Origin of the sequence: Streptomyces sp. WG5, assembly GCF_049974565.1 — a bacterium.
GTDB lineage: Bacteria > Actinomycetota > Actinomycetes > Streptomycetales > Streptomycetaceae > Streptomyces.
Window position 1 is genome coordinate 1 of record NZ_JBNGGC010000050.1, and the last position, 25376, is coordinate 25376.

At 72.8% G+C, this 25376-nt stretch carries 24 protein-coding genes and 1 pseudogene; 7 read left to right on the plus strand and 18 right to left on the minus strand.

Annotation, left to right across the window (positions count from 1 at the left end; all coding sequences use genetic code 11):
* Positions 1–191: 191 nt before the first annotated feature.
* Positions 192–914, minus strand: coding sequence for a lysophospholipid acyltransferase family protein (locus ACP4IX_RS33775; RefSeq protein ID WP_426524655.1), 723 nt, complete (start codon positions 912–914; stop codon positions 192–194).
* Positions 915–1054: 140 nt separating this feature from the next.
* Positions 1055–2569 (minus strand): glycine betaine/L-proline transporter ProP, encoded by a 1515-nt coding sequence (gene proP / locus ACP4IX_RS33780; RefSeq protein WP_426524657.1) that lies wholly within the window; start codon positions 2567–2569, stop codon positions 1055–1057.
* A gap of 129 nt (positions 2570–2698) precedes the next feature.
* Between proP and ACP4IX_RS33785 the strand changes: the two genes are divergently transcribed.
* Positions 2699–3154 carry an RpiB/LacA/LacB family sugar-phosphate isomerase gene (locus ACP4IX_RS33785; protein WP_426524659.1) on the plus strand — a complete coding sequence of 152 codons (456 nt, stop codon included), beginning with the start codon at positions 2699–2701 and terminating at the stop codon, positions 3152–3154.
* Between the two features lie 10 nt (positions 3155–3164).
* Here ACP4IX_RS33785 and rocD read toward each other — a convergent pair whose 3' ends face one another.
* From rocD to ACP4IX_RS33800, 3 genes are all read right to left on the minus strand, one after another.
* Positions 3165–4385 carry an ornithine--oxo-acid transaminase gene (gene rocD, locus ACP4IX_RS33790; protein WP_426558325.1) on the minus strand — a complete coding sequence of 407 codons (1221 nt, stop codon included), beginning with the start codon at positions 4383–4385 and terminating at the stop codon, positions 3165–3167.
* Complete coding sequence (ddaH, locus tag ACP4IX_RS33795; protein ID WP_426558327.1) at positions 4382–5239, minus strand: dimethylargininase; 858 nt, start codon at positions 5237–5239, stop codon at positions 4382–4384. The genes rocD and ddaH overlap by 4 nt, the downstream gene beginning before the upstream one ends.
* Positions 5240–5365: 126 nt before the next feature.
* Positions 5366–5893, minus strand: coding sequence for an Lrp/AsnC family transcriptional regulator (locus tag ACP4IX_RS33800; protein ID WP_426524665.1), 528 nt, complete (start codon positions 5891–5893; stop codon positions 5366–5368).
* 78 nt (positions 5894–5971) lie between these two features.
* Here ACP4IX_RS33800 and ACP4IX_RS33805 point away from each other — a divergent pair, with 78 nt between their 5' ends.
* Genes ACP4IX_RS33805 through ACP4IX_RS33820 form a run of 4 tightly spaced genes read left to right on the plus strand, consistent with a single transcriptional unit; the run spans position 5972 to position 10087 of the window.
* Positions 5972–6730: a LytR/AlgR family response regulator transcription factor gene (locus tag ACP4IX_RS33805; RefSeq protein WP_426558329.1), complete on the plus strand. Its 759-nt coding sequence runs from the start codon at positions 5972–5974 to the stop codon at positions 6728–6730.
* 3 nt (positions 6731–6733) lie between these two features.
* Positions 6734–7093: a hypothetical protein gene (locus tag ACP4IX_RS33810; protein WP_426524721.1), complete on the plus strand. Its 360-nt coding sequence runs from the start codon at positions 6734–6736 to the stop codon at positions 7091–7093.
* Positions 7094–7124: 31 nt separating this feature from the next.
* On the plus strand, positions 7125–8870 hold the full coding sequence (locus ACP4IX_RS33815) for a cation acetate symporter (protein WP_426524669.1): 1746 nt from the start codon (positions 7125–7127) through the stop codon (positions 8868–8870).
* A gap of 8 nt (positions 8871–8878) precedes the next feature.
* Positions 8879–10087 (plus strand): sensor histidine kinase, encoded by a 1209-nt coding sequence (locus ACP4IX_RS33820; RefSeq protein ID WP_426524723.1) that lies wholly within the window; start codon positions 8879–8881, stop codon positions 10085–10087.
* A gap of 27 nt (positions 10088–10114) precedes the next feature.
* Here the strand turns inward: ACP4IX_RS33820 and ACP4IX_RS33825 are convergent, their stop codons facing one another.
* The 6 genes from ACP4IX_RS33825 to ACP4IX_RS33850 all read right to left on the minus strand — a co-directional run bounded on the left by ACP4IX_RS33825 (position 10115) and on the right by ACP4IX_RS33850 (position 16319).
* Positions 10115–10285, minus strand: a complete 171-nt coding sequence (locus ACP4IX_RS33825; RefSeq protein ID WP_426524671.1) for a hypothetical protein — start codon at positions 10283–10285, stop codon at positions 10115–10117.
* A gap of 13 nt (positions 10286–10298) precedes the next feature.
* Positions 10299–11966, minus strand: a complete 1668-nt coding sequence (locus ACP4IX_RS33830) for a septum formation family protein (RefSeq protein WP_426558331.1) — start codon at positions 11964–11966, stop codon at positions 10299–10301.
* Between the two features lie 58 nt (positions 11967–12024).
* The gene (locus ACP4IX_RS33835) at positions 12025–12975 is read right to left on the minus strand and encodes a cytochrome c oxidase assembly protein (RefSeq protein ID WP_426524675.1); all 951 of its coding nucleotides are present in this window, start codon (positions 12973–12975) and stop codon (positions 12025–12027) included.
* 105 nt (positions 12976–13080) lie between these two features.
* The gene (locus ACP4IX_RS33840) at positions 13081–14106 is read right to left on the minus strand and encodes a 6-phosphofructokinase (RefSeq protein ID WP_426524677.1); all 1026 of its coding nucleotides are present in this window, start codon (positions 14104–14106) and stop codon (positions 13081–13083) included.
* Positions 14107–14328: 222 nt separating this feature from the next.
* Positions 14329–15057 (minus strand): type 1 glutamine amidotransferase, encoded by a 729-nt coding sequence (locus ACP4IX_RS33845; RefSeq protein WP_398134617.1) that lies wholly within the window; start codon positions 15055–15057, stop codon positions 14329–14331.
* 23 nt (positions 15058–15080) lie between these two features.
* The gene (locus ACP4IX_RS33850) at positions 15081–16319 is read right to left on the minus strand and encodes a MurT ligase domain-containing protein (RefSeq protein WP_426524679.1); all 1239 of its coding nucleotides are present in this window, start codon (positions 16317–16319) and stop codon (positions 15081–15083) included.
* A gap of 169 nt (positions 16320–16488) precedes the next feature.
* Between ACP4IX_RS33850 and def the strand changes: the two genes are divergently transcribed.
* Complete coding sequence (gene def, locus ACP4IX_RS33855; protein ID WP_426524681.1) at positions 16489–17028, plus strand: peptide deformylase; 540 nt, start codon at positions 16489–16491, stop codon at positions 17026–17028.
* Between the two features lie 367 nt (positions 17029–17395).
* Here def and ACP4IX_RS33860 read toward each other — a convergent pair whose 3' ends face one another.
* Complete coding sequence (locus tag ACP4IX_RS33860; protein WP_426524683.1) at positions 17396–18043, minus strand: TetR family transcriptional regulator; 648 nt, start codon at positions 18041–18043, stop codon at positions 17396–17398.
* A gap of 169 nt (positions 18044–18212) precedes the next feature.
* Here ACP4IX_RS33860 and ACP4IX_RS33865 point away from each other — a divergent pair, with 169 nt between their 5' ends.
* Positions 18213–19466, plus strand: coding sequence for an acyl-CoA dehydrogenase family protein (locus tag ACP4IX_RS33865; RefSeq protein ID WP_426558333.1), 1254 nt, complete (start codon positions 18213–18215; stop codon positions 19464–19466).
* Between the two features lie 126 nt (positions 19467–19592).
* On the opposite strand, the gene ACP4IX_RS33870 is transcribed toward ACP4IX_RS33865, so the two are convergent.
* From ACP4IX_RS33870 to ACP4IX_RS33895, 6 genes and pseudogenes are all read right to left on the minus strand, one after another.
* The gene (locus ACP4IX_RS33870; RefSeq protein ID WP_426558335.1) at positions 19593–20807 is read right to left on the minus strand and encodes a cytochrome P450; all 1215 of its coding nucleotides are present in this window, start codon (positions 20805–20807) and stop codon (positions 19593–19595) included.
* Between the two features lie 56 nt (positions 20808–20863).
* Positions 20864–21234, minus strand: a pseudogene (locus tag ACP4IX_RS33875) (type III polyketide synthase); the annotation flags it as partial.
* A gap of 160 nt (positions 21235–21394) precedes the next feature.
* On the minus strand, positions 21395–21631 hold the full coding sequence (locus tag ACP4IX_RS33880) for a DUF6213 family protein (RefSeq protein ID WP_426524689.1): 237 nt from the start codon (positions 21629–21631) through the stop codon (positions 21395–21397).
* A 25-nt stretch (positions 21632–21656) separates the two neighbouring features.
* Positions 21657–23042: an NADP-dependent succinic semialdehyde dehydrogenase gene (locus ACP4IX_RS33885; RefSeq protein WP_426524691.1), complete on the minus strand. Its 1386-nt coding sequence runs from the start codon at positions 23040–23042 to the stop codon at positions 21657–21659.
* A gap of 106 nt (positions 23043–23148) precedes the next feature.
* Positions 23149–23610 (minus strand): NUDIX domain-containing protein, encoded by a 462-nt coding sequence (locus ACP4IX_RS33890; protein WP_426558337.1) that lies wholly within the window; start codon positions 23608–23610, stop codon positions 23149–23151.
* Positions 23607–25145, minus strand: a complete 1539-nt coding sequence (locus ACP4IX_RS33895; RefSeq protein WP_426558349.1) for an ATP-dependent DNA ligase — start codon at positions 25143–25145, stop codon at positions 23607–23609. The genes ACP4IX_RS33890 and ACP4IX_RS33895 overlap by 4 nt, the downstream gene beginning before the upstream one ends.
* Positions 25146–25376 lie beyond the last annotated feature (231 nt).

Below are 25376 nucleotides of genomic sequence, written 5' to 3' on the forward strand. Positions count from 1 at the left end.
CCCCCCCCCCCCCCCCCCCCCCCCCGCCCGCGGGGGTTGGCGGCTGGGGGGGCGGCGGCGGTCTTTTTTGTTTTCCCCCCCCCCCCCCCACCCCCCCCCCCCCCCCCCCCCCCCCCCCACGACGGGCTGCCGGCGGCGGACGACGGTTTCCGACGGTGAACGACCGCCGCCGGACGGCGGGCAACGGGCTCCTAGCGGGGCGGCAGCCGGGGGAACCTCGGCCGCTTCGACGCCTTCGCGGCCTCCTCGGCCTTCACGTCGGCCGCGTACCGGTCGACGTACTCCTGTCCGGACAGGGTCAGGACGGCGTACATGATCTCGTCGGTGACGGCGCGCAGCACGGCCTTCTCCCGCTCCAGGCCGGCGTAGCGGGAGAAGTCCAGGGGCTCGCCGAAGCGGATCACCACGGGGTGCAGCTTCGGGATCTTCCGCCCCGGCGGCTGCGCCTCGAAGGTGCCGATCATCGCGCAGGGCACGACCGGCACCCCGGCCCTGAGCGCCATCACCGCGACGCCCACCTTGCCCTTGTACAGCCGGCCGTCGTGCGAGCGCGTGCCCTCCGGATAGATGCCGAGCAGCTCGTCCTTGCCCAGTACGCCGAGCCCCTCGCGGATCGCGGCCTGCCCCGCCTCCTTGCCCGAGCGGTCGACGGGGATCTGCCCGGCGCTGCGGAAGAAGAAGGCGGTCAGCCGGCCCTTGAGGCCGGGGCCGGTGAAGTACTCGGCCTTGGCGAGGAAGGTGATGCGGCGCCTGAGCACCGCGGGCATCAGGAAGTGGTCCGCGAACGAGAGGTGGTTGCCCGCGATGATGGCCGCCCCCGACGCCGGCACATGGTCCAGGCCCTCGATCCGGGGGCGGAAGAAGACGCGCAACAGCGGGCCCAGCAACACGTACTTGAGGACGTAGTAGAACACGGCGTCGCTCCTCACCCCGGCGGGACGGCTCGTTCGCCGTTGTTCTCACTGGTCAACCGGCGTCCGCCGGGGTGCCAGTGTAGGTGCGGGACGGGCCCGCCCGGAACCGGACGTCCCCGGCCCGCCGGCCGTTCCGCTGCTCAGAACCTCGGCGTCGGGGCCTGCGCCTCCACCATCTCCGCCGCCTCCTCGTCGGTCTGCACCGAGGGCGGGGAGCCCTCGAGGGGCTGCTGCGCCGTCTCCTTCATGCAGGCCACCGCCACGACACCGATCAGCGCGGCGGCCATCGCGTAGTAGGCCGGCATCATGTCGGAGCCGGTCACGCTGATCAGGGCGGTGATGACCAGCGGCGTGGTACCGCCGAACAGGGACGCCGACAGGTTGTAGCCGACCGACAGGGACCCGTACCGGACGTTGGTCGGGAACATCGCCGGGAGCGCCGCCGACATCGTGCCGAGCAGACAGACCAGGGACAGGCCGAGCATCAGCATGCCGGCCGAGACGGCGAGCAGGCTGCCCTCCTGCACCAGCACGAAGGCCGGGGCGGACAGCACGAAGAAACTGACCATGCCGGTCATGAGCAGGGGCTTGCGGCCGAAACGGTCGGACAGGCGGCCGACCTGGTTGATGATCAGCATCAGCACCACCATGGTGGCCACCAGGATCATCAGGCCGTGGCTCTCGCTGTAGTGCATCTCGTCCGACAGGTACGTCGGCATGTACGACAGCAGCATGTAGTCGGTGATGTTGTACGCGCCGACGAGCGCGATGCACAGCACCAGCGAGCGCCAGTGCGTACGGAAGATCTTGGCGAGGTCGCCCCGGGCGGTGGTCTCCACCGCGGTCGCCGCCTCCGCGATGTGGACGTTGGAGTCCTCCAGCTTCAGGAACGCGGGCGTGTCGTCCAGCTTCAGCCGCAGATAGATACCGACGATGCCGAGCGGCGCCGCGATCAGGAAGGGGATGCGCCAGCCCCAGGCGTCCATGGTGTCGCTGCCGAGCCAGGCCGTGAGCGCGGTGACCAGGCTCGCGGCGCCGGTGTACCCGGCCAGCGTTCCCAGCTCCAGGAAGCTGCCGAAGAAGCCGCGCCGCTTGTCGGGCGCGTACTCGGCGATGAAGGTGGAGGCACCGCCGTACTCGCCGCCGGTCGAGAAGCCCTGGAGCAGGCGGAACAGGATCAGCAGGACGGGGGCCCAGAAGCCGATGGAGTCGTAGCTGGGGATGAGCCCGATGGCGGCGGTGCCGATCGCCATGAGGATCATCGTCAGCGCCAGCACCTTCTTGCGGCCGACCTTGTCACCCATCGGGCCGAAGACCATGCCGCCGAGCGGGCGCACCAGGAACGCCACGGCGAACGTGGCGAACGAGGAGAGCAGTTGCGCGGTGTCGCTCCCGGACGGGAAGAACACGCGGCCGATGGTGCCCGCCAGATAGGCGTAGATGCCGAAGTCGAACCACTCCATGGCGTTGCCGAGAGAAGCGGCCTTCACGGCCCGCTTGACCGCGGCCTCGTCCGTGACAGTGATGTCCGACCGGCGGAGCCGCGGGTTCTGCCGGCGTCTGACGGCCCGGAAAAGGGCAGGGTGGCGGCGGATCGCGGCGGCGTCGGATTCCTGGCCGTTCTCGGTGGGGGACGTGGCGGCCTCCCTTTCCACGCGCAGACGCCCCGGGCGGGGCGCTGCTCGGTCGTACGGTTTCCAGGTCGTACCGTTCCCCCGATCATCGTGGGTATGGTCGTGACTTCAGTCATGCGGTTGAGCCGATGAGGTGAGTACCCTTCCCCCATGCGGATCTCCGTCTCCTCCGACATGGACGAACCCGTGGCCCGCCTCCTCGTCGAGGAGCTGCGCGGGCGTGGCCACGAGGTGGTGACGCACGGCGCGCTGCGCCCCGGGGCGGACCCGCGGTGGGCGGTGTGCTCGGAGCGCGCGGCGCGCGAGGTCGCCGACGGCACGGCCGACCAGGCGGTGGTCTGCTGCTGGACCGGTACGGGAGCGTCGATCGCCGCGAACAAGGTGCCGGGCGTGCGGGCGGCCCTGTGCACCGACGCGTACACGGCGGACGGGGCCCGCCGCTGGAACGACGCCAACGTACTGGCACTCGGCCTGCGGCTGACCTCGGCGCCGCTGCTGCGGGAGATCCTCGACGCCTGGTTCGCGGGCGGGGCCGGCGCGGACGCCGAGGACCGGGACAACGTGGCGCACGTGGAGCGGCTCGACCGGGGCCGAGCCGCTCCGTGAACACGCGTCCTCAGGACGTCAGGACCTTCTCCAGCGTCCCGAGCGCCCCTTCCAGCTCGTCACCGGTGACGGTCAGCGGCGGCGCCAGGCGGATCGTCGAGCCGTGCGTGTCCTTGACGAGGACGCCCTCGCGCATCAGGCGTTCGCTGACCTCGCGGCCGGTGCCGAGCGCCGGGTCGACGTCGACGCCCGCCCACAGCCCGCGCGCACGGAAACCGACGACGCCCCTGCCGACCAGGGCGGTCAGGCCCTCGCGCAGCACCACGCCCAGCTCGGTCGCCCGACGCTGGAAGTCGCCCGTCTCCAGCAGCTCCACCACCGCCGTGCCGACCGCCGCCGCCAGCGGATTGCCGCCGAACGTCGAACCGTGCTCGCCGGGGCGCAGCACACCGAGCACCTCCCGGCTGCCGACCACCGCCGAGACCGGGACGATGCCGCCGCCCAGCGCCTTGCCGAGCAGCACCACGTCCGGCACGACCGACTCGTGCTCGACGGCCAGGGTGCGCCCCGTGCGGCCGAGGCCCGACTGGATCTCGTCCGCGACGAACAGGCACCCGGCCCGGCGGGTCAGCTCCCGTACGCCCGCCAGATAGCCGTCGTCCGGGATGTTGACCCCCGCCTCGCCCTGGATCGGCTCGATCAGCACGGCCGCCGTCGTCTCGTCGACCGCCGCCTCCATGGCCGCCAGGTCGTTGTAGGGGACGACCCGGAAGCCGGGGGTGAAGGGACCGAAGCCCGAGCGGGCCGTCTCATCCGTGGAGAAGCTCACGATCGTCGTCGTACGGCCGTGGAAGTTGTCCGCCGCGACCACGATCGTCGCCCGGTCGGCCGGGACGCCCTTCACCTCGTAGGCCCACTTGCGGGCCACCTTGACGCCGCTCTCCACCGCCTCGGCGCCGGTGTTCATCGGCAGCACCATGTCCGTGCCGGTCAGCGCGGCCAGCCGCTCGGCGAAGCCCGCGAGCCGGTCGTTGTGGAAGGCGCGGGAGGTGAGCGTGAGCCGGTCCAGCTGGCGGTGGGCGGCCTCGGTCAGCGCCGGGTGGCGGTGGCCGAAGTTGAGCGCCGAGTAGCCGGCCAGCATGTCCAGGTAGCGGCGGCCCTCCACGTCCTCGACCCAGGCGCCCTCCGCGCGGGCCACGACGACGGGCAGCGGGTGGTAGTTGTGCGCGAGGACGGGCTCCTCCGCGCGGATGAGCTCCTCGGATCCTCGGGTGCGGGCGGGTGCGGTCATGAGCGGATCTCCCGGATCTCCTGGGTGCAGCACTTGATGCCGCCACCGGCCTTGTGGAACTCGGACAGGTCGACGGGGACGGGAACGTAACCGAGGCCGGCGAGCTGATCGGCGAGTCCCCCGGCCCCGGGCGAGAGGAACACGTGCCGTCCGTCGCAGACGGAGTTCAGCCCGAACGCCATGGCGTCCTCGCGGGTGGCGATCACCGCGTCCGGGTAGAGCCGTTCGAGCACTTCGCGGCTGCCGGGCGAGAAGGCCCCGGGGTAGTAGGCGATGTTCCCGCCGGTTCCGCCGCTCCCACCGGTCTCGCCGGTTCCGTCGTCGAGCACGAACAGTGCCGTGTCCAGATGGTAGAAGTACGGGTCCACGAGCGTCAGCGAGATCACCGGCACGCCGAAGAACTCCTGCGCCTCGCGGTGCGCCTCGCGGGACGTACGGAACCCCGTCCCGGCCAGGATCCACCGGCCGGCCGGGACCAGGTCGCCCTCGCCCTCGCAGACCGCCTCGGGGTGGTGGACCTCGAAGCCCTCCGCCTTGAACCACGCCTCGTAGGGGACGGACTCGGGACGTCGCTCGGGTGCGTGGAAGAGGGAGCCGAGGACGCGGCCCTCGACGACGACCGCGCAGTTCGCCGCGAAGACCATGTCGGGCAGGCCCGGGACCGGCCCGACGGTGTCGACGGTGTGGCCGTGGGCCCGGTAGGCGTCGACCAGTGCCTGCCACTGGTCCAGGGCGCGGAGGACATCGACGGGCCGGCCGGTGCTCATCCACGGGTTGATCGCGTACTGCACGGCGAAGTGTCTGGGTTCGCAGACCAGGAAGCGCCGCCGGCGCGGCACACGGGATTCGGGCACAGAGGGGTTCCTCCGCTTCCTGACGGGGTGTGACTGAGTGATGACACCACGGTAGGAAGCGGAGGAGACGGACGACAAGCGACAATGGCTGCGTGTTGGCGCAGGAACGCTGCGTCCTGTGCCTGGTCAGCGCACGTCTGCTGCGCCTGCGGCCGGGCCCCGGGCCGATCCGTCGGGCGCCGGATGGCTCGCGCCCGCCTCCGGACTGTCCGCGATCAGATGGGACAGCACCATCACACTGATCGTCTTGCGGATGAAGGGCTCGGCCCGGATCCGTTCCAGCACCTCCTCGAAGTGCTCCACGTCCCGCGCCCGCACGTGCAGCAGCGCGTCCGCGCCACCGGTCACCGTCATCGCCGCCGTGATCTCCGGGTAGCCCCGCGCGACCTCCGCCAGCCGTCTGGGCGGCGCGGCTCCCTCGCAGTAGACCTCCACGTACGCCTCGGTGCGCCAGCCCAGCGCGGAGGGCCGCACCGTCGCCGTGAACCCGGTGATCACGCCGGTCTCGCGCAGCCGGTCCACCCGGCGCTTGACCGCCGTCGAGGACAGCCCGACCTCCGCGCCGATCTCGGCGAAGGACGTCCTGGCGTTCGCCATCAGGGCGGTGACGATCTTCCGGTCGAGTTCGTCGAACGGTGTGGGCCTGCTGCTCATGAGGGGCACTGTATCCAGCGGATACGTCCACCTCGGGGGCGTGTGCAGGCGTACGGATTGCTCCTACACTCCACCTTCATGCTGCGCGCCCTTGCTGTCGACGACGAACGCCCCACCCTCGAGGAACTCGTGTACCTGCTGAACGCCGATCCCCGCATCGGGACGGCGGAGGGGGCGGAGGGCGCCACCGAGGCGCTGCGCCGTATCAACCGCGCCCTGGAGTCGGGCCCCGACGGGCCGGACGCCATCGACGTCGTCTTCCTCGACATCCAGATGCCCGGCCTGGACGGACTCGACCTCGCCCGGCTGCTGAGCGGGTTCGCCCGGCCGCCGCTGGTCGTCTTCGTCACCGCGCACGAGGACTTCGCCGTGCAGGCCTTCGACCTCAAGGCCGTCGACTACGTCCTCAAACCCGTCCGCCGGGAACGGCTCGCCGAGGCGGTCCGCCGCGCCGTCGAACGGCGGGGCACCGCGGCCCCCGCCCCGCGCGTCCCCGTGCACGAACCCGACCCCGACCACATCGCCGTGGAACTCGGCGGCGTCACCCGCTTCGTCGCCGTCGACGACATCACCCACGTCGAGGCCCAGGGCGACTACGCCCGACTGCACACCGACAAGGGCAGCCACCTCGTCCGCATCCCCCTGTCCACCCTGGAGGAGCGCTGGCGCGCCCGCGGCTTCGTCCGCATCCACCGCCGCCACCTCGTCGCCCTGCGCCACATCGGCGAGCTCCGCCTGGACACCGGCACCGTCAGCGTCCTGGTCGGTACCGAGGAGCTCCAGGTCAGCCGGCGCCACGCCCGCGAACTGCGGGACCTGCTCATGCGGAGGCCGTGAACCGTGCCCCAGGACCCCACCGAACGCCGCGTCACCGTCACCGGCCCGCCCAGGCGCACCAAACGCGCCTCGGGCTACTACCGCCCCCGCACCGAGATCGACGAGCAGACCACCCTCGGCCACACCTACGTCCGCTCCCTCATGCGCAGCCAGCTGCGCGCCGGCCTCGCCGCGTTCGCGGTCCTCGGGCTCCTCGTCGGACCGCTGCCGCTGCTGTTCGCGGCGATGCCCGACGCCCACCACCTGGAATGGACCCTCCTCGGCTTCGGCCTGTACGCCCCGTTCGTCCTCCTCGCCCGCTGGTACGTGCGTCGCGCCGAGCGCAACGAACGCGACTTCGTGCGCCTCGTCGAGGACCGGTGACCTTGCGGACGACCCTGTGTGACGAGGCACGATGAACTCCAGCTACGCCATACCCGCCGTCGCCCTCGTCGTCGTGGCCACCGTCCTCGTCGGCGCCTTCGGCCTGCGCATCTCCCGCACCACCTCCGACTTCTACGTCGCCTCCCGCACCGTCGGGCCCCGCCTCAACGCCGCTGCCATCAGCGGCGAGTACCTCTCCGCCGCGTCCTTCCTCGGCATCGCCGGCCTGGTCCTCGTCCAGGGCCCGGACATGCTCTGGTACCCGGTCGGCTACACCGCCGGCTACCTGGTCCTGCTCCTCTTCGTCGCCGCCCCGCTGCGGCGCTCCGGCGCGTACACGCTGCCCGACTTCGCCGAGGCCCGGCTCGCCTCCCAGGCCGTGCGGCGGCTCGCGGGGGCCTTCGTCGTCGGCGTCGGCTGGCTGTACCTGCTGCCCCAGCTCCAGGGCGCCGGACTGACCCTGGCCGTGCTGGGCGGGGCGCCCGACTGGCTCGGCGGAGTGATCGTCGCCGTCGTCGTCACCGCCATCGTCGCCGCCGGCGGCATGCGCAGCATCACCTTCGTCCAGGCCTTCCAGTACTGGCTGAAACTCACCGCGCTGCTCGTCCCCGCCCTCTTCCTGGTGCTGGCCTGGCAGGGCGACGGCGCCCCCGGCCGCCCCTTCGAGGAGCCGGCCACCTTCCGCGAACAGCGCTCCGTACGGATCGAGGACAGCCTCACCCTCAAGCTCGACCGCCCCCTGACGGTCACCGTCGACGGCACCGTGGACGGCCGTGCCCATGAAGACACCCGGCTCGGCCTGGCCGCCGGCACCCACCGCATCGAGGCCGGTACCCGCCTCACCTTCGCCGAGGACACCCCCGTCCCGGCCGCCGGACGCGGCACCGACGACGCCCTGTCGCCCTCCCGCGCCGAGAGCCGCACCGAACGCCCGCTGTACGCCACGTACGGCCTGATCCTCGCCACCTTCCTGGGCACCATGGGCCTGCCGCACGTCGTGGTCCGCTTCTACACCAGCCCGCACGGCGTCGCCGCCCGCCGCACCACCGTCGCCGTCCTCGGTCTCATCGGCGCCTTCTACCTGCTGCCGCCCGTCTACGGCGCCCTCGGCCGCATGTACGCCCCCGAGCTGACCCTCACCGGCGACGCGGACGCCGCCGTCCTGCTGCTGCCCGACCGGGTGATCGGCGGAGTGGGCGGCGACCTGCTCGGAGCGCTGGTCGCGGGCGGTGCCTTCGCCGCGTTCCTGTCCACCGCGTCGGGGCTGACCATGGCCGTCGCGGGCGTCCTCACCCAGGACGTGCTGCCGTCCCGCGGCGTACCGCACTTCCGGCTCGGCACTCTCCTCGCCATGGCCGTGCCGCTGGCGGCGAGCGCGCTGGTCGGCGGGCTGCCGGTCGCCGACGCCGTCGGTCTGGCCTTCGCCGTGTCCGCGTCCTCCTTCTGCCCCCTGCTCGTCCTCGGCATCTGGTGGCGGCGGCTCACCCCGCCCGGCGCGGCGGCCGGGATGCTGGTGGGCGGCGGCTCCGCCCTGCTCGCCGTCGCCGCCACCATGGGCGGCTTCCCGGGCGGCGGTGGTGCGCTGCACGCGCTGCTGGCCTGGCCGGCGCTCTGGTCGGTGCCGCTGGCCTTCCTCACCATGGTGCTGGTCTCCCTGGCCACGCCGGGCCGCGTACCGGCCGGGACGGCGGCGATCCTGGCCCGCTTCCACCTGCCGGAAGAGCTGGGCACGGACGAACGGCGCACGGACGAACGGCACAAGGAGGTGACCCCGTGAGCGGCTCCGTGAGCGGCTTCCTGGCGGGCCTGGTCGTCGCCGTGCTCCCGCTGCTGGCCGCGGGCTTCTGGCTGGGGCGGCGAACGGCCCGCCCGCAGAACAACCTCGGCGGTCTGGGCACCCCGGTCGAGCACGCCACCTTCCAGACCCTGCACACCGCCTCCCTGGCCACGCCCCCGCTGCGGGCGGGACTGACCGAGGAGACCGCGGGCAAGTCGGCCCGCAAGCTGCGCTCGCTGCTCGGCACGGACGCGCTGTGTCTGACCGACCTGAAGGAGGTCCTGGTCTGGGACGGCGTGGGCGCCCACCACCGCACCGAGATCATGGAGCGTCTCGCGGGACCGCTGGAGACGGGCCGCGGCGAGGCCTTCCCGCTCACCTGCGACACCCCCGACTGCGCGGTGCGCTGGGCGGTCGTCGCCCCGCTCACCGTCGACGACCGGGTGCACGGCGCCCTCGTCGCCTGCGCGCCCCGCGAGTCCGCCGTCCTGGTCCGGGCCGCCGGCGAGGTCGCCCGCTGGGTCTCCGTCCAGCTGGAGCTGGCCGACCTCGACCAGTCCCGCACCCGGCTCATCGAGGCCGAGATCAAGGCCCTGCGCGCCCAGATCTCCCCGCACTTCATCTTCAACTCGCTGGCGGTGATCGCGTCCTTCGTGCGCACCGACCCCGAGCGGGCCCGCGAGCTGCTCCTGGAGTTCGCCGACTTCACCCGCTACTCGTTCCGCCGGCACGGCGACTTCACCACCCTCGCCGACGAGCTGCACGCCATCGACCACTACCTGGCGCTGGTGCGGGCCCGCTTCGGCGACCGCCTCGCCGTCACCCTCCAGGTCGCCCCCGAGGTGCTGCCGGTCGCCCTGCCCTTCCTCTGCCTCCAGCCGCTGGTCGAGAACGCCGTCAAGCACGGCCTGGAGGGCAAGGCGGACCGGTGCCGCATCCAGATCACCGCGCAGGACGCGGGTGCCGAGGCCCTGGTGGTCATCGAGGACGACGGCGCCGGCATGGACCCCGGCCTGCTGCGCCGCATCCTGGCACGCGAGGTCAGCCCGTCGGGCGGCATCGGGCTGTCCAACGTCGACGACCGCCTCCGCCAGGTCTACGGGGACGACCACGGCCTCGTCATCGAGACGGCCGTCGGCGCGGGCATGAAGATCACCGTCCGGCTGCCGAAGTACCAGCCGGGAGTGCACTCGGCGGGCCGGCTCGGCCGCGAGTGAAACCCGGTGGCCGCCCCGGCGCGGGGCTCAGGTGCTGTGCGTGGCGACCAGCCCCAGCGTGATCAGCCCCAGCACGACCCAGCCGAACCACAGCCAGCCGTTGCTCCCGAGCGCCACCGTGTAGGCCGTCACCGCGACCAAGCCCCCGATGGTGAGCGCCCCCATCGTCTTCGTCGAACTGTCCGTGGAACCGGGCATCGCAACACCCTCCTCATGGTCCGTTCCCCTCCATGGTGCCCCCGTTCTGCCTCCGTACGGTGCAGACGACGAGATGTGAGCCGGATTTCCACGCGCCGGCGGCCGTCCGGGAGCCGGCCTCGTACAGGGAGGGGTCGAATCCGTAGTCGCGCGGCGGTACCTGGCGCGCACACGCCGTGTCCGCCGCCGCGGGCGCCTCGGCGAGCGTCACACCGGCGGCCAGCCGGGTGAAACCGAGCACCTGTGCGTCGTACCGGCCCGCGCAGGACACCAGCCGGACCTCCCGCGCCGAGCGCACGTCCAGGCAGTCCCGGCGCTGCATCGTCGCGGTGTCCGCGAACACCGAACCGGGCTCACGGTGCCGGCCGAGCGGCCCGTGCACCGGCCCGTGCACGCCCAGCACCAGGCACGCCGTGCGCCTGAGGGCGGTCTCGAAACCGCCCTCGGCCGGCACGACCGCCACACTGCGCACGTCGGCCAGCCGGGCCCGGAGCTCCCGCGTCCGCTCCTCGCACCGGGCCGGCCCCAGTTCGCGGGCCTCCCCGGCGGAGGCGGCGGGCACGAAGGCCATCACCTGGCCGTCGGGCGCCCCGCCCCGGCAGGTCGGGTCCACGGTGAGGCGCGGCGTCCCCGTGAACCGGGCACCGCCCGGCCAGCGGGCGCGCACGCAGTCCCCGTCCCGCAGTGGCGCCGCGAGCCCCACGGCGTCGCCGTACGAAGCTCCGGTCCCGTCGGCCGCCCGGTCGGCCAGGGCGTACCAGACGCCGCCCAGGGCGAGGACCAGACCGAGCCCGCCGGACAGGGCGGCACGCAGCGCCCGCGGGCGCCGACGCCGGTGCCCGCCGGGGGCGGCGGCGGGGTGCCGGCCGGCCAAGGCGGCGGGGCCGGTCACGGCCGGGTGCGCCGCGGACCAGGGCGGCTGCGAACCCGGGTCGGTCCGCGGCCGGGCGTCCGTCTCGGTCTGCGGTGTGACGATCCACGCCAGTTCCGCCTCCGCCTCGGCCACCGTGACGCGACGCGCCCGGTCCCCGGCGAGGAGCCGCTCCAGCAGCGGCCCGAGCGCACCGGCGCGTACGGGCGGGCCGGGTACCTCCCGCTCGGAGGGCTCGTGCCCCTCGACGGCGTAGTGGAGCGTGCGGCCCAGTGCGAGCAGACCGTCCCCGTCGCCGGGCCGGGCGACGACGTGGTCCAGGAGCAGGATCCTGCCGTACGGCGCGCCAGCGCGGTCCGGAGCCAGCAGGATGTCGGCCGGTCCCACCTCCCGGCGCGGCCCGCTCCGCTCGCGCCCGGCGTCCGGCGAACCGAGCACGGCGAGCACCGCGAGCCCGATCCGGGCACAGTCGGCCGGGGCCAGCGGACCGCGCCGGGCCACCAGCTCCCTCAGGTCGACGGCGCCCGCCACGTACTCCATGACGATCCACGGCACGCCCTCGTGCTCCACCACCTCGTGAACGGTCACGACGTGCGGATGGCCGGGCGGCCGCGGCAGGCTCCGGGTACCGCTGCGGGCGGCCTCCAGCGCGACCTCGCGGCTCAGCAGCTGGTCGTGGGCGAGCCATACCCGGTCCCGCCCGCCGTCGCCGAGCGGGCGCAGCAGCAGATAGCGGCCGGCGACGACCCGGCCCACTTCCGGCCGCTGTGACCCCGGCCCCTCTGCTTCTGAGAACGTGTGACGTGCCATACCGCTCCCCCCGGGCGGTTCCCCCGACGCGCCACATGCTACTGAACGGAGCCGCCGTTCAGCCGCCGCGTGTGCTCAGTGAGGCCAGATAGGCGTTGTAAGCCGCAAGTTCCTTGTCGCCGTCGCGGTCGGCGGCGCGGTCGCTGCGTCGGGCCTGTCGCTTCTCGGAGGCGTACCACTGGAACAGCAGCGCGAGCAGCACCAGTACGGACGGGACCTCGCTGAAGGCCCAGGCGATGCCGCCGGCCGCGTTCTGGTCGGAGAGCGCGTCGATGCCGAGCGACGCGGGCGGGTTCTGGAACGTCTCGACCATGGGCGAGGAGGCCATCATCAGTGCGATGCCGAAGAACGCGTGGAACGGCATGCCCGCGAACAGCTCCAGTATCCGCATCAGGTAGCCCGGCCGGTGGGGGCCCGGGTCCACGCCCATGATCGGCCAGAAGAACACCAGACCGACGGCGAGGAAGTGCACCATCATCGCGATGTGCCCGACCTGGGAGCCCATGAGGAAGTCGAAGAGGGGGGTGAAGTACAGCCCGTACAGGCTCGCGATGAACAGCGGAATCGTGAACGCGGGGTGCGTGATGATCCGCATGTAGCGGCTGTGCAGCAGCATCAGCAGCAGTTCACGGGCGCCCTTGCGGCCTCGCCCCGCCGGAGGCAGCGCGCGCAGGGCGAGGGTGATCGGGGCGCCGAGCAGCAGCAGGATCGGCGACACCATGCTGATCATCATGTGCTGCACCATGTGGACACTGAACATGACCATGCCGTAGTCGTTCAGCTTGGTGCACATCATCAGCGCCACGCTCAGCACACCGACGACGAAGGACACGGTCCGGCCCACCGGCCACTTGTCGCCGCGCCGCACCAGACGGAGTACGCCCCAGCCGTAGAGCGCCAGTCCCAGGAGGCAGGCGATCAGGAAGAAGGGGTCCGCCGACCAGGCGAGACCTCGCCCCAGCGTGAACGGCGGCAGATCCATCGTCATGCCGTGCCCGCTGTGATCCATCCGCCGGCTCCTGTTTCGTGGGGGTTGAGCGCTGTCTGTCCGCACCAGAGTAGAACCGCCCCCGGTCGCGGCTGCGACCGGGGGCGGTTTGTCGTCGGGTACGCCTCAGAGAACGCACTCCGCCTCGTCGTAGCGCTCCGCCGGCACCGTCTTCAGGGTCTGCACGGCCTCGGCCAGCGACACCATCGCGATGTCGGTTCCGCGCAGGGCCGTCATCATCCCGAACTCCCCGCGGTGCACGGCCTCCACCGCGTGCCAGCCGAACCGCGTCGCCAGCACCCGGTCGTACGCGGTCGGCGTGCCGCCGCGCTGGACGTGCCCGAGTATCACCGGCCGGGCCTCCTTGCCGAGGCGCTCCTCCAGCTCGATCGAGAGCTGACGGGCGATACCGGCGAAGCGCTCGTGGCCGTAGACGTCCTTGCCGCCCTCGTCGAAGTCCATGGTGCCGGGCTTCGGCTTGGCGCCCTCCGCGGCCACCACGATCGCGAACCGCTTGCCCGCCGAGAAACGCTCGCCGACCTTGGCGGTCAACTCGTCGATGTCGAAGGGCCGCTCCGGGACGACGACGGCGTGGGCGCCGGCCGCCATGCCCGAGTGCAGCGCGATCCAGCCGGTGTGACGGCCCATGACCTCCACGATCAGCACCCGCTGGTGGGACTCGGCGGTGGTCTTCAGCCGGTCCAGGGCCTCGGTGGCGACGGTGACGGCCGTGTCGAAACCGAACGTGACGTCCGTGACGGCGATGTCGTTGTCGATGGTCTTCGGCACGCCCACGATCGGCAGGCCGCTGTCGGACAGGAGCCGTGCCGCCTTCAGCGTGCCCTCACCGCCGATCGGGATGATCGCGTCCAGGGCGAGTTCCTCGACGTGGCCCCGGGCGCGCTCCACCCCGTCCCGCAGGTGCTCGGGACGGACCCGGGAGGAGCCGAGGATGGTGCCGCCGCGGGCCAGGATGCCACCGACCGCGTCGAGGTCGAGCTTGAGGTAGTCGCACTCCAGGAGGCCCTTCCAGCCGTCCCGGAAGCCGATGACCTCGTCGCCGTGGTCGACGACGGCGCGGTGCACGACGGACCGTATGACGGCGTTCAGGCCGGGGCAGTCACCGCCGGACGTGAGGACACCAATGCGCATAGCCCGGAATACCTTCTCAAGTGGCACGGGGGCCGGACCGCGCTGTCCGGCTCGATTCCCGCCACCCTAGCGGCATCGGGGGGCGGGACCGAACGGCGCGTCCGCCTACTGGACGTGCCCGCTCACCTGTGCGGATGAGTCATCAGACGGGCCCTTCCGCGGGCGCCGGCAGGCTGCCGCGCCGCCGCCTGCGGGTGCGGGCCGGCCGCGGGGCAGCCGGGTCTACGCGGGCTGCTGCGCGGCGGCGATGCGCTCGTTGCGGAGCGCCTCGTACCAGCGGTCGTCGGTCGGCGGCAGCGCGTTCACGTCGAGGGCCAGCTTCAGCAGCAGGTCCGCGATCAGCGGGTTGCGTGCCAGCACCGGGCCGTGCATGTACGTGCCGAAGACGGTGTCGTTGTACGCGCCCTCCGTGCCGTCGCCCGTGCCGTTGCCGTTGCCGAAGCGGACCTGGGCGAAGGGGCGGGCGCCGGGGCCGATGTGGGTGACGCCCTGGTGGTTCTCGAAGCCGGTCAGCGGCGGCAGACCCAGACGCGGGTCGATGTCGCCGAGGACGTCGCCGACGCACCGGGCGCCCTCGCCGCGCGTCGAGACCACGTCGAGCAGGCCGAGGCCCGGCTCGCGCTGCCCCAGGTCGTTGATGAACTCCTGGCCCAGGATCTGGTAGCCGGCGCAGACGGAGAAGACGATCGCGCCGTTCTCCACCGCCCGGTACAGGCCGCCGTCCCGGCGCAGCCGCTCGGCCGCGAGCCGCTGCGGACGGTCCTCGCCGCCGCCGATCAGGTAGATGTCGCCGGAGGTCGGGATCGGCTGGTCGCTGCGCACGTCGAGCCGGGCGACGTCGAGGCCGCGCTGGCGGGCCCGGCGTTCCACGACGAGGGCGTTGCCCTGGTCGCCGTACGTGCTGAGCAGGTCCGGGTAGATCCAGACGATCCGCAGTTGGTTGTCGCTCACGAAAGTCCCCTGAAGTTGCGCGGTCAGTTGCCGACGCGGCGGCGCAGGTCCTGGAAGGCGGTGTAGTTCGCGATGACCTCGATGCGTCCCGGCGGGCACAGCTGCACCGCCTGGTCGATGTCCTCGCAGACCTGGAACTGCTGGTTCGCGACCTCCAGGCGCACCGCGAGGTCCAGCTTCCGGTCACCGACCAGGCAGATCGGATGGCCGGTCAGCCTGGTGTAGTCCACGTCCCACAGCCAGGAGGTGTCGGTGCCGTCGGCGCCGCGCGCGTTCACCGCGAGGATCACCGGGGTCGGCGGCGGGTCGATCAGGGAGAAGGTCTCCAGCCAGCCCGCCGGGTTCTTGGCGAGCAGCAGACGCAGGTCACGGCCCTGGAACTGCACGACGTCGTAGCGTCCGGCGACCGCCTGCACCTGGTACATGCGCTCCAGGGCGACCTGCGGCGGCACCCCGAACACGGCGGCGACGGCGGCCGACGAGGCGGCGTTGGCCTTGTTGGCGCGGCCCGGCAGCTGGAGGTGGATCGGCCAGGCCGAACCGTGCGGGTCGAGGACGTGGTCGCCGGACAGCGCCCAGCTCGGCGTGGGCCGGCGGAAGCCGCACTCGCCGCAGAACCAGTCGTCGCCCGGGCGCTGCATCACGCCGCCGCAGGACGGGCAGGACCAGGCGTCGTCCTTCCACATCTGCCCGGCGGCGACCCAGATCACGTTGGGGGAGGAGGACGCGGCCCACACCACCAGCGGGTCGTCGGCGTTGGCGACGATCACGGCCTTCGAACCGGCCAGGCCCTCGCGCCAGTTCTCGGCGAGCATCCGGGTCTCGGCGGCGCGGTCCAGCTGGTCGCGGGAGAGGTTGAGCAGGGCGATGCACTTCGGGTCGGTGTCCCGGGCAACGCCGGCGAGGTACTTCTCGTCGACCTCGATGACGCCGAACCGGGCATCCGAGCCGCCGGCGAGCGCCGAGGTGATGCCGGCCGGCATGTTGGCGCCGAGCGCGTTGGACACGACCGGCCCGGCCGCCTTGAGGGCCTCCGCGATGAGCCGGGTGGTGGTGGTCTTGCCGTTGGTCGCCGAGACGAGGGTCACGTCCAGGTGCTGGGCGAGCCGGGCGAGGAGGTCGGGATCGAGTCTCAGCGCGACCTTGCCGCCGATCACCGAACCGCTGCCGCGCCCCGCGGCACGAGATGCCGCCGCGACCGCCTTGCCCGCGGTCACGGCGATCTTGGCCCGGGGCGTGAGCGGGTCCGAGTTGCCTGCCATCAGTTCTCGATCCTCCTTGCGTACGCGCCGCGCCTGAAGCCTGACGGCCACGTGTCGTGGACCTCAGCCTATCGAGATCCGTTCGCACTCCCGAATCGCGGCACCGATCACGGCGTTCCGGCGGTGGGCGCGAGCCGCCGGGGGACACAGGGACCCTACTCTTGCCGCCATGCGACAAGGTTCCATCCCGGGCACCCGCGGGCGCGTCCGGCCCCTCAGTCTTCTCGGCGATCCCGTCCTGCACGCACCCTGCGAGGAGGTGACGGACTTCGGTCCGGAACTCGCGGCCCTGGTGGAGGACTTGTTCGCGACCATGTACGCCGCGCACGGCGTGGGCCTGGCCGCGAACCAGATCGGTGAGCCGGTGCGCGTCTTCGTGTACGACTGCCCGGACGACGAGGACGAGCGTCACCTCGGCCACGTGGTGAACCCGCGGCTCGTCGAGACCGACGGGGTGGTGGTGCGCGGGCCGGAGGGCTGCCTGTCGCTGCCGGGCCTGGAGGCCGGAACCGAGCGTCACGACCACGCGGTCGTGACGGGCTTCACGGTGACCGGGGAGCCGGTCACCGTGCACGGGACGGGGTTCTTCGCCCGGTGCCTCCAGCACGAGTGCGATCACCTGGAGGGCCGGGTGTACGCCGACCGCCTGACCGGCCGGCGTCACCGGAAGCTGATGCGGCAGGTGGCGCGGGCGTCCTGGCGTCGCTGAGCGCGCCCGCCGGGCGCGGGGCTGTGTCCAGCGAGCGGCTTCGCGGTGCCGGGTACGGGGTTGTGTCCGAGGGGCGGGTTTCGCGGTGCCGGGTACGGGGTTGTGTCCGAGGGGGCGGGTTTCGCGGTGCCGGGCGGGGTTGCGCTCCAGCGGGCGGGCTTCGCCGTGCCCGGGGCGGCGAGGCCGCACCCGGCGGGCGGGCTTCGCCGTGCCGGGTGCGGGGGTGCGCCCGGGCGGGTGGCTCCGCCGCGCCGGGTGCGGGGGTGCGCCCGGGCGGGTGGCTCCGCCGCGCCAGGGAAGGGGATCGTGCCCAGGGGGCGGTTCCGTCGCGCGGGTGGTCCGGTCCGCGGGCGCGGGCCGTCCGCGGTCAGAAGCCCGGGCCGCCCGCCTTGTCGCCGGCCGCGGCGAGGCGGCCCCACAGGAGGTCGGCGAGGGTGCGCACCAACTCCGCCCGGGGGCACGGGCGTTCGCCCAGCCACCAGTCCCCGGCGGCGTGCATCATGCCGACGATGCCGTGCCCCCAGACCCGGGCCAGCTGCTGGGTGCCGGGTCCGACGTCGAGGCGCTCCTCGATGACCTGGGCCAGCTCCTCGCCCATGCGGCGCAGCAGGGGTGCCGAGTGCTTGCCGACGTCGAAGCCCTGGTCGCCCTGTGGGGTGCTGCCCTCCGCCGGATGCATCAGGAAGCGGTACACCTGCGGGCGTGCCTCGATGGCCGCCAGGTAGGTGTCCAAGGTGGCCTCGACTCGTTCCCGCCGTTCCGCCGGAGCGTCCAGGGCGGCCCGCAGCGAGGAGAGGAGAGCGTCCGTGTGCCGCTTGGCGAGGGCGGCGTAGAGTCCGCTCTTGTCGCCGAAGTGGCGGTAGAGGATCGGCTTGGTGATGCCGGCCTCGGCGGCGATGGCGTTCATCGAGGCCTGTGGGCCGTCGCGCAGCACCACCCGGTCGGCGGCCTCCAGCAGTTCGCGCCGGCGGCGGTCGGCGGACTGCTGTTGATCGGTCCGCTGCGTGGTGTCCATGTGCTCTCCCCACCCGTGCTGATTCGGTGACGCCTGCGCAAACTAACACCCGGCGGGCACCGCACATCGAACGGGAGGGCGGCGGGGCCTTGGGAGTTGACTTTTCCTACCCGCCGGTAACAGACTCATGTTACCGCAAGTAACATGTACGTGCGTCACTGGAGGGGACATGGCCGAGTTCACCATGGAGCTCAACGACGAACAGAAGGTGGTCCGGGACTGGCTGCACGGCTTCGCCGCCGACGTCATCCGTCCCGCCGCCGCCGAATGGGACGAGCGTGAGGAGACTCCCTGGCCGGTCATCCAGGAGGCCGCCAAGGTCGGCATCTACTCCCTCGACTTCTACGCCCAGCAGTACTTCGACCCCACCGGCCTCGGCATCCCCATGGCCATGGAGGAGCTCTTCTGGGGTGACGCCGGCATCGCCCTGTCCATCGTCGGCACCGGTCTGGCCGCCGTCGGCGTCCTCGCCAACGGCACCGAGGAGCAGATCGGCACCTGGATCCCCCAGATGTACGGCGACGCCGGCGACGTCAAGGTAGCGGCGTTCTGTTCCTCCGAGCCCGACGCCGGCTCCGACGTGGCCTCCATGCGCACGCGTGCCGTGTACGACGAGGCCAAGGACGAGTGGGTGCTCAACGGCACCAAGACCTGGGCGACGAACGGCGGCATCGCCAACGTCCACGTCGTCGTCGCGGTCGTCGACGCGGAACTGGGCTCCAAGGGCCAGGCCTCCTTCATCGTCCCGCCGAAGACGCCGGGGCTGTCCCAGGGCCAGAAGTTCAAGAAGCACGGCATCCGCGCCTCGCACACGGCCGAGGTGATCCTCGACAACGTGCGCGTCCCCGGCTCCTGTCTGCTCGGCGGAAAGGAGAAGCTGGACGCCCGCCTGGCCCGCGCCCGGGAGAAGGCCGAGAAGGACGGCGTGGGGGTCCCCCCGGCCGGAGGCCGGGGGAGCGTGAAGAACGCCGCCATGGCCACGTTCGAGGCGTCCCGCCCGGCCGTCGGCGCCATGGCGGTGGGTACGGCCCGCGCCGCGTACGAGGTGGCGCTGGAGTACGCCCGGACGCGCGAGCAGTTCGGCCGCCCGATCATCGACAACCAGGGCGTCGCCTTCCAGCTCGCGGACATGCGCACCTCCATCGACGCGGCGCGGCTGCTGGTGTGGCGGGCCTCGTGGATGGCGACCAACGGCAAGCCCTTCACGGCGGCCGAGGGGTCGATGTCCAAGCTGTTCGCGAGTGAGACGGCGAAGAAGGTGACCGCCCAGGCGGTCCAGATCCTGGGCGGCAACGGCTACACCCGGGAGTACCCGGTGGAGCGGATGCACCGCGACTCCGCGATCTACACGATCTTCGAGGGCACGAGTGAGATCCAGCGGCTGGTGATCGCGCGGACGCTGGCGGGCATGCCCATCCGCTGACCGTGCCTCAGCGGCGCCAGTCGTCCGATGCCGTACTCGGCCCGCAACGCCTCGACGGCCTCGTGGTCCGGCGACCCCCGTCGCCGAGGATCTCCAGCAGCTCCTCCGGCACTGCCGCCGGCCCGCTCACCAGGTCACCGGCAGGGCCTCGGGCCCGCGGATCAGCGAGCCCTTCTTGAAGGGCACGTCCTCGGGCGGCACCGCGAGCCTCAGGCCGGGTACCCGGTCCAGAACCGTTTCGACGAGCAGTTCGGACTCCAGCCGGGCGAGCATGCCGCCGGGGCAGTGGTGCGGGCCGAAGCCGAAGGACACGTGCGGGTTGGGGCTGCGGGCCAAGTCGATCGTGTCCGGGTCGGGGAAGACCTCCGGGTCGCGGTTCGCGGCCAGGTACGACACGTAGACCGCGTCGCCCGCCCGGATCCGCACGCCCCTGACGGCCACGTCCTCCAGCGCGATCCGGGACAGCCCGACCGCGTTGCGATGGGGAATCCAGCGCAGCAGTTCGTCGATGGCCCGGGGACGGATCTCCGGTTCGCGGCGCAGGCGTTCGGCGAGTTCCGGGCGGGTCAGCAGCAGGTAGAACATCTGTCCGCTGTTGTTGGTGACCGCCTCACCGCCGATCTGCAGCAGCACGGCGAGCCCGACGGCTTCCTCCCGTGTGATCTCCCCCCGGCCCACGGCGGCGCCCAGCAGCGAGGTGACGTCCTCGCCGGTGCTGTCCGACCGCAGTCCGACGAGATCGGCGAAGTAGGCGCTCATCTCCTGCGTGGCCCGCTCGCTGACCTCCGCGCCGTGCGAGGAGGACAGGATCAGCCGGGTCCAGGTGTGCACGCCGTGCCGGTCGGTGGCCGGGACGCCCATCAGCTCGCAGATCACCGCGATGGGGAAGGGACTGAGCACGGCCTCGGTGAGGTCGGCGGGCGGGCCGGCCTCCAGCAGGGCGTCGACGAGCCCGTCGAGCATGCCGCGGGACCGCTCGCGCACGCGCTCCACGCCCCGGGCCGTGAACGCGGCGGCGACCGAGCGGCGCAGCCGGGTGTGGTCGGGCGGGTCGAGGAAGCCGACCGCGCCGCGCGCCGGGACGAAGTGCGGGGCGAGCCGGGTGACCTGCCGGTCCATGACGGCCTCGCGGCCGAACCGGCGGTCGTTGGCGACCATGCGGACGTCGTCGTGGCGGGTCACCAGCCAGGCCCAGCCCTCGCCGTTGGGCAGCGAGACGCGGGTGACGGGTCCTTCGCGCATCAGCTCGGTCAGGACGGGGTCGAAGTCGGTGCCGGGAAGGTCGAGGGCCGGCCAGTCCCGGACGGGCGGAGCGGCCCGGGGGATCGTTTCCTCGCTCACGCTCGCCGCACGCCTTGCATCTCGTCCGCGGTCTGCCGGCGGCGGGACCCGCAGGACCCCGTCTCGTTGATGAGCCACGCCGTGGGCGAGGGCATCATGAAGCCGTGCACGAGACGTGGACGATCACGTCGGTGTCGGTGGTGAGCGGTTCCGCGTCGTCGAGGGCCCGCTGGACCACCGCCGGGACGCGGGCCTTCGCCTCCCGCTCGCAGAGCCGGTCGCGGCCCTCGAAGCCGAGGTGTTGTTCCAGGGCCTCCCCGACGGGCTGCACGATGTGGCGGGTGCGTGCGCCGGTGTTCTCCATCAGCCGGAGGAACAGCGGCAGTTGAGGACGACCGGTGTGGCGCTCGCGCGCCGGCTCCAGCGTCTCCTCCGTCGTGGTCACGTGCTCCGGAACGGACACCGAGGGTCTGCACAAAGTCGCCATGAACCGTGCCTGCTTTCGCCTCGCGGAAGGCTCTCGCACCCCGGCCGGGAAGTGGTGCGCTTTGTCGGGGTGCTCACCCACGATCACGCACGGGGGCGGCGATCTCCCCCCGGGATACTCCGTCCCGGGGACCGGCCGGTGCGGGCGGGCGCGAACGGCGTCAGGAGGACTGGCCGCTGCTGTGGGCGATGCAGGCCACGTCGATCCGGTCGGCGAGTTTGGCGAGCTCGATGGTGAGGGCGGCGACCGTGTCCTCGTCCAGAGTCACCTCGCCGGCCTCCACCAGCCGCAGCCAGCGCCCGCCCACCGTGCGCAGCAGCTTGCTCACGTCGGACGCGGCGACCTGAAGGGTGCCGCGGTCGTCGACGATCAGAGGCAGGGTCACTTCGCGGTTCACAAAGGGGATCGTAGTCGCGTAAGGCTCACGCTCCGTGCCATACGGTGGTGATGTTGCAGAACTCCCGGATTCCGTGCCCGGACAGCTCACGCCCGTAGCCCGACCGCTTGACCCCGCCGAACGGGAACGCCGGATGGGACGCCGTCATCCCGTTGACGTACACGCCGCCGGCCTCCAGGTCCCGTACGAAGCGGTCCACGTCGGCGTCGTCGCGCGTCCAGACGTTGGAACTGAGCCCGAAGTCGGTGTCGTTGGCGATCAGGACCGCCTCGTCCAGGTCGGCCGCGCGGTACAGCGTGGCGACCGGGCCGAAGGCCTCCTCGCGGTGGATGCGCATCCCGCGGGTGACGCCGGCCAGCACGGTCGGCGGGTAGTACCAGCCCGGCCCGTCGGGGCGTTCGCCTCCGCACAGCACGCTCGCACCGCCGCGAACCGCGTCGTCGACCAGTTCGACGAGGTCGGTCACGCCCTGCTCGCTGGAGAGCGGGCCGACCTCGGTTCCCTCGTCCATCGGGTCGCCGACCGTCAGCGCCTTCATGCCCTCGGTGAAGCGCTCGGCGAAGGCGTCGTACACGTCGGTGTGCACGATGAACCGTTTGGCGGCGATGCAGGACTGCCCGGCGTTCTGCGTGCGCGCGCTCACCGCCACCCGGGCGGCGCGGTCCACGTCGGCGGACGGCATCACGACGAACGGGTCGCTGCCGCCCAGCTCCAGCACCGTTTTCTTGATCATCTCTCCGGCGGTGGAGGCGACCGCGCGGCCGGCGGGCTCGCTGCCGGTGAGGGTGGCGGCCCGCACGCGCTCGTCGCGCAGGATGTCGTCGACCGCGGCGGAGCCGACGAGCAGGGTCTGGAAGCAGCCCTCGGGGAAGCCCGCCCGGTGGAACAGATCCTCCAGGTACAGGGCGGTCTGCGGCACGTTCGAGGCGTGCTTGAGCAGACCGACGTTGCCCGCCATCAGCGCGGGGGCGGCGAACCGGACGACCTGCCAGAGCGGGAAGTTCCACGGCATCACCGCGAGCACCGGACCGAGCGGCCGGTAGCGGACCAGGGCCCGGGAGGCTCCGGAGTCCTTCACGTCCGACTCGGCGGGCTCCTCGTCGGCGAGCAGCTCCGCCGCGTGGTCGGCGTACCAGCGCATCGCCTTGGCGCACTTGGCGGCCTCCGCGCGGGCCTGCTTGACCGGCTTGCCCATCTCCGTGGTGATGACCTTGCCGATCTCGTCCTGGTCCGCCTCCAGGAGGTCGGCGGCCCGGCGCATGAGCCGGGCGCGCTCGTCGAACGGCGTCGTCCGGTACGTGCGGAAGGTGGCCTCCGCGAGCTGGAGCCGGCGCTCGATCTCCTCCTCGCCCATGGCCTCGTACGTCCTGAGCGTCTCGCCGTTCGCCGGGTTCACCGTCGCGATGGGCATGGCCGACCTCCCTGGTGCGGACTCGTGCTTCGACCTTGGCGCGCGGCGCGGGTCGCCGCAACGCGGACGGGTTGCGTGCCGTACGCCCGCCACTGGTCGCTCCTCGTCAGTGCGAGTGCTCAGCCAGCCGGTCGAGAAACGCGGCCTGCGCCTTCACGATCACCTCGCGCGCCCGGTCCACCGGGAACCACGCCACCCGGTCCAGCTCGGGGAACTCCTCGATCCGGCCCGACCTCGGCGGCCACTCCATGCGGAACGTGCCGGGGACGACGGCCGCCGGATCGATGCCGGCCTCGACGGCCCACACCGTGACGACCTTCCCGCCCGCCTGCCGGACCTCCCCGAGCGGTACGGCCTCGCCCTCGGGCGGTGGCAGCCCCAGCTCCTCCTCGAACTCGCGCCGGGCCGCTTCCCAGGCCGGTTCGGCGGGGTCGTACTCGCCCTTCGGCACGGTCCACGCCCCGGCGTCCCGACGGGCGTAGTAGGGACCGCCCATGTGGCCGAGGAGCACCTGGAGACCGTGGCCGGGGTCGCGCCGGTACAGCAGCAGGCCGGCGCTGCGCCTCACGGGGCCGCCCCGGGGTGCGCGGCGAGCAGGGTGTCCACCGTGTCCGCCTCCTGGGGCCGCTTGTCCTCGCGGTAGCGGACCACGCGGGCGAAGCGGAGGGTGACGCCGGCCGGGTAGCGGGTGGACCGCTGGAGGCCGTCGTAGGCGATCTCGACGACGAGCTCGGGGCGGACGGTCACTCCCCAGCCGTGTTCCTCGACGGCCAGCTGCCCCAGGCGCTCGGTCTGCCAGGCCAGCAGCGCGTCGGTCATGCCCTTGAAGGTCTTGCCGAGCATGACGAAGGAGCCGTCGGGGGCGCGGGCGCCCAGGTGGAGGTTGGAGAGCTTGCCGGTGCGGCGGCCGTGGCCCCACTCGGCGGCCAGGACGACGAGGTCGAGGGTGTGGACGGGTTTGACCTTCAGCCAGGACGCTCCGCGCCGGCCCGCGCTGTAGGCGGCGTCGAGTCCCTTCACCACGACGCCCTCGTGACCGCGCCTCAGCGTCTCGGCGAGGAACTCCTCGGCGGCCCGCGTCCCCGCGGACCCGGGCACCAGTGTGCGCCGCACCCGCGTCGGTTCGGGGACCAGCCGGGCCAGCGCCGCGTGCCGCTCGGTCAGCGGCAGGTCGAGCAGGTCGTGGCCGTCGACGGACAGCGCGTCGAAGAACACCACGGAGACGGGCACCGCCCGCGCGGCCGTGGCCACGTCCGTGCGGGAGCCGACCCGCCCGGCGGTCTCCTGGAAGGCGCGGGGGCGTCCGCCCTGGTCGAGGGAGATCACCTCGCCGTCCAGGACGAACCGCGCGCCGGGCAGTTCGAGCGCCGCCGCGGTGACCTCGGGGAGCCGGTCGGTGATGTCGTCCAGGGTGCGGGTGTAGATCCGTACGGTGTCTCCGTCCCGGTGCACCTGGACGCGGATGCCGTCCAGTTTCTCCTCGACGGCGCAGGCGCCCAGCTTGCCGACCGCCTCGGCGACCGAGGAGGCGCTGTGCGCCAGCATCGGCAGGACGGGGCGGCCCACGGTCAGCCGGAACCGGTCCAGGGCGCCGGGCCCGTCGGCCAGCAGTGCCTCGGCCACCGTCTGCAGCGAGCCGGCGAGCATCACCGCCCGCCGTACGCCGGCCGGGGGCGCGCCGGTCGCCGCGGCCAGGCCCTCGACCGCGGCCGCGTCGAGGGCGCCCTGCCGGACCTCACCGGTGAGCAGCCCGGTCAGGAAGCGCTGCTCGTCCTCGGTGGCCGCGCCCATCAGCTCACCGACCAGCCGCGTCCGCTCGGCCTGCGAACCGGCGCCGGAGACCGCGCCGAGCCGTGCGAGCCGGGCGTCCACCTCGCGCACGGTCAGACTCGGCACGGCGGCCGGCGCCACCGGTCGGCTCAGCACCTTCCAGCCGACGCCGATCCGGCCCTGGGGGAGCCGGCCCGCCAGATACGGGATGACGACCGGCACGTCCGCCGCCTCCGCCTCCCGGAACAACTCCGCGAGCAGGGCGGTCTTCCGGGACCGCGCCGAGGTGGCGGCGACCTCCCGGGACACCTGGGCCAACCGGGCGAGCAGCATGGAGACCGGGTGCACCGCGGAGGGCGGGGTCACACCTGCCGACGGCCCGCCTCGCCGGTCCCTGCGGCGGACGACGCGGTGGCCGCGCGGGGCCGGGCGGTTTTACGCACCCTGCCGGGAGGGCGGGGCTGCGTGCCGGGCGGTTACGCACTTTCCGAAAGGGCGGGGCTGCGTGCCGGGCGGTCACGTCCCGCCGATAGCGCGGGGGCGCGAGCCGGGCGCGTACCTCCC

What these genes read in the sequence shown, in the direction of transcription:
- ACP4IX_RS33830 (WP_426558331.1), bottom strand. Translation starts at nt 11,966, where the DNA reads ATGGCACGTCACACGTTCTCAGAAGCAGAGGGGCCGGGGTCACAGCGG.
- ACP4IX_RS33895 (WP_426558349.1), bottom strand. Translation starts at nt 25,145, where the DNA reads ATGCTGCTCGCCCGGTTGGCCCAGGTGTCCCGGGAGGTCGCCGCCACC.
- ACP4IX_RS33800 (WP_426524665.1), bottom strand. Translation starts at nt 5,893, where the DNA reads ATGAGCAGCAGGCCCACACCGTTCGACGAACTCGACCGGAAGATCGTC.
- ACP4IX_RS33840 (WP_426524677.1), bottom strand. Translation starts at nt 14,106, where the DNA reads ATGCGCATTGGTGTCCTCACGTCCGGCGGTGACTGCCCCGGCCTGAAC.
- ACP4IX_RS33825 (WP_426524671.1), bottom strand. Translation starts at nt 10,285, where the DNA reads ATGCCCGGTTCCACGGACAGTTCGACGAAGACGATGGGGGCGCTCACC.
- ACP4IX_RS33815 (WP_426524669.1), top strand. Translation starts at nt 7,125, where the DNA reads ATGAACTCCAGCTACGCCATACCCGCCGTCGCCCTCGTCGTCGTGGCC.
- ACP4IX_RS33885 (WP_426524691.1), bottom strand. Translation starts at nt 23,042, where the DNA reads ATGCCCATCGCGACGGTGAACCCGGCGAACGGCGAGACGCTCAGGACG.
- ACP4IX_RS33865 (WP_426558333.1), top strand. Translation starts at nt 18,213, where the DNA reads ATGGCCGAGTTCACCATGGAGCTCAACGACGAACAGAAGGTGGTCCGG.
- ACP4IX_RS33785 (WP_426524659.1), top strand. Translation starts at nt 2,699, where the DNA reads ATGCGGATCTCCGTCTCCTCCGACATGGACGAACCCGTGGCCCGCCTC.
- ACP4IX_RS33850 (WP_426524679.1), bottom strand. Translation starts at nt 16,319, where the DNA reads ATGGCAGGCAACTCGGACCCGCTCACGCCCCGGGCCAAGATCGCCGTG.
- ACP4IX_RS33860 (WP_426524683.1), bottom strand. Translation starts at nt 18,043, where the DNA reads ATGGACACCACGCAGCGGACCGATCAACAGCAGTCCGCCGACCGCCGC.
- rocD (WP_426558325.1), bottom strand. Translation starts at nt 4,385, where the DNA reads ATGACCGCACCCGCCCGCACCCGAGGATCCGAGGAGCTCATCCGCGCG.
- ACP4IX_RS33805 (WP_426558329.1), top strand. Translation starts at nt 5,972, where the DNA reads ATGCTGCGCGCCCTTGCTGTCGACGACGAACGCCCCACCCTCGAGGAA.
- ACP4IX_RS33835 (WP_426524675.1), bottom strand. Translation starts at nt 12,975, where the DNA reads ATGGATCACAGCGGGCACGGCATGACGATGGATCTGCCGCCGTTCACG.
- def (WP_426524681.1), top strand. Translation starts at nt 16,489, where the DNA reads ATGCGACAAGGTTCCATCCCGGGCACCCGCGGGCGCGTCCGGCCCCTC.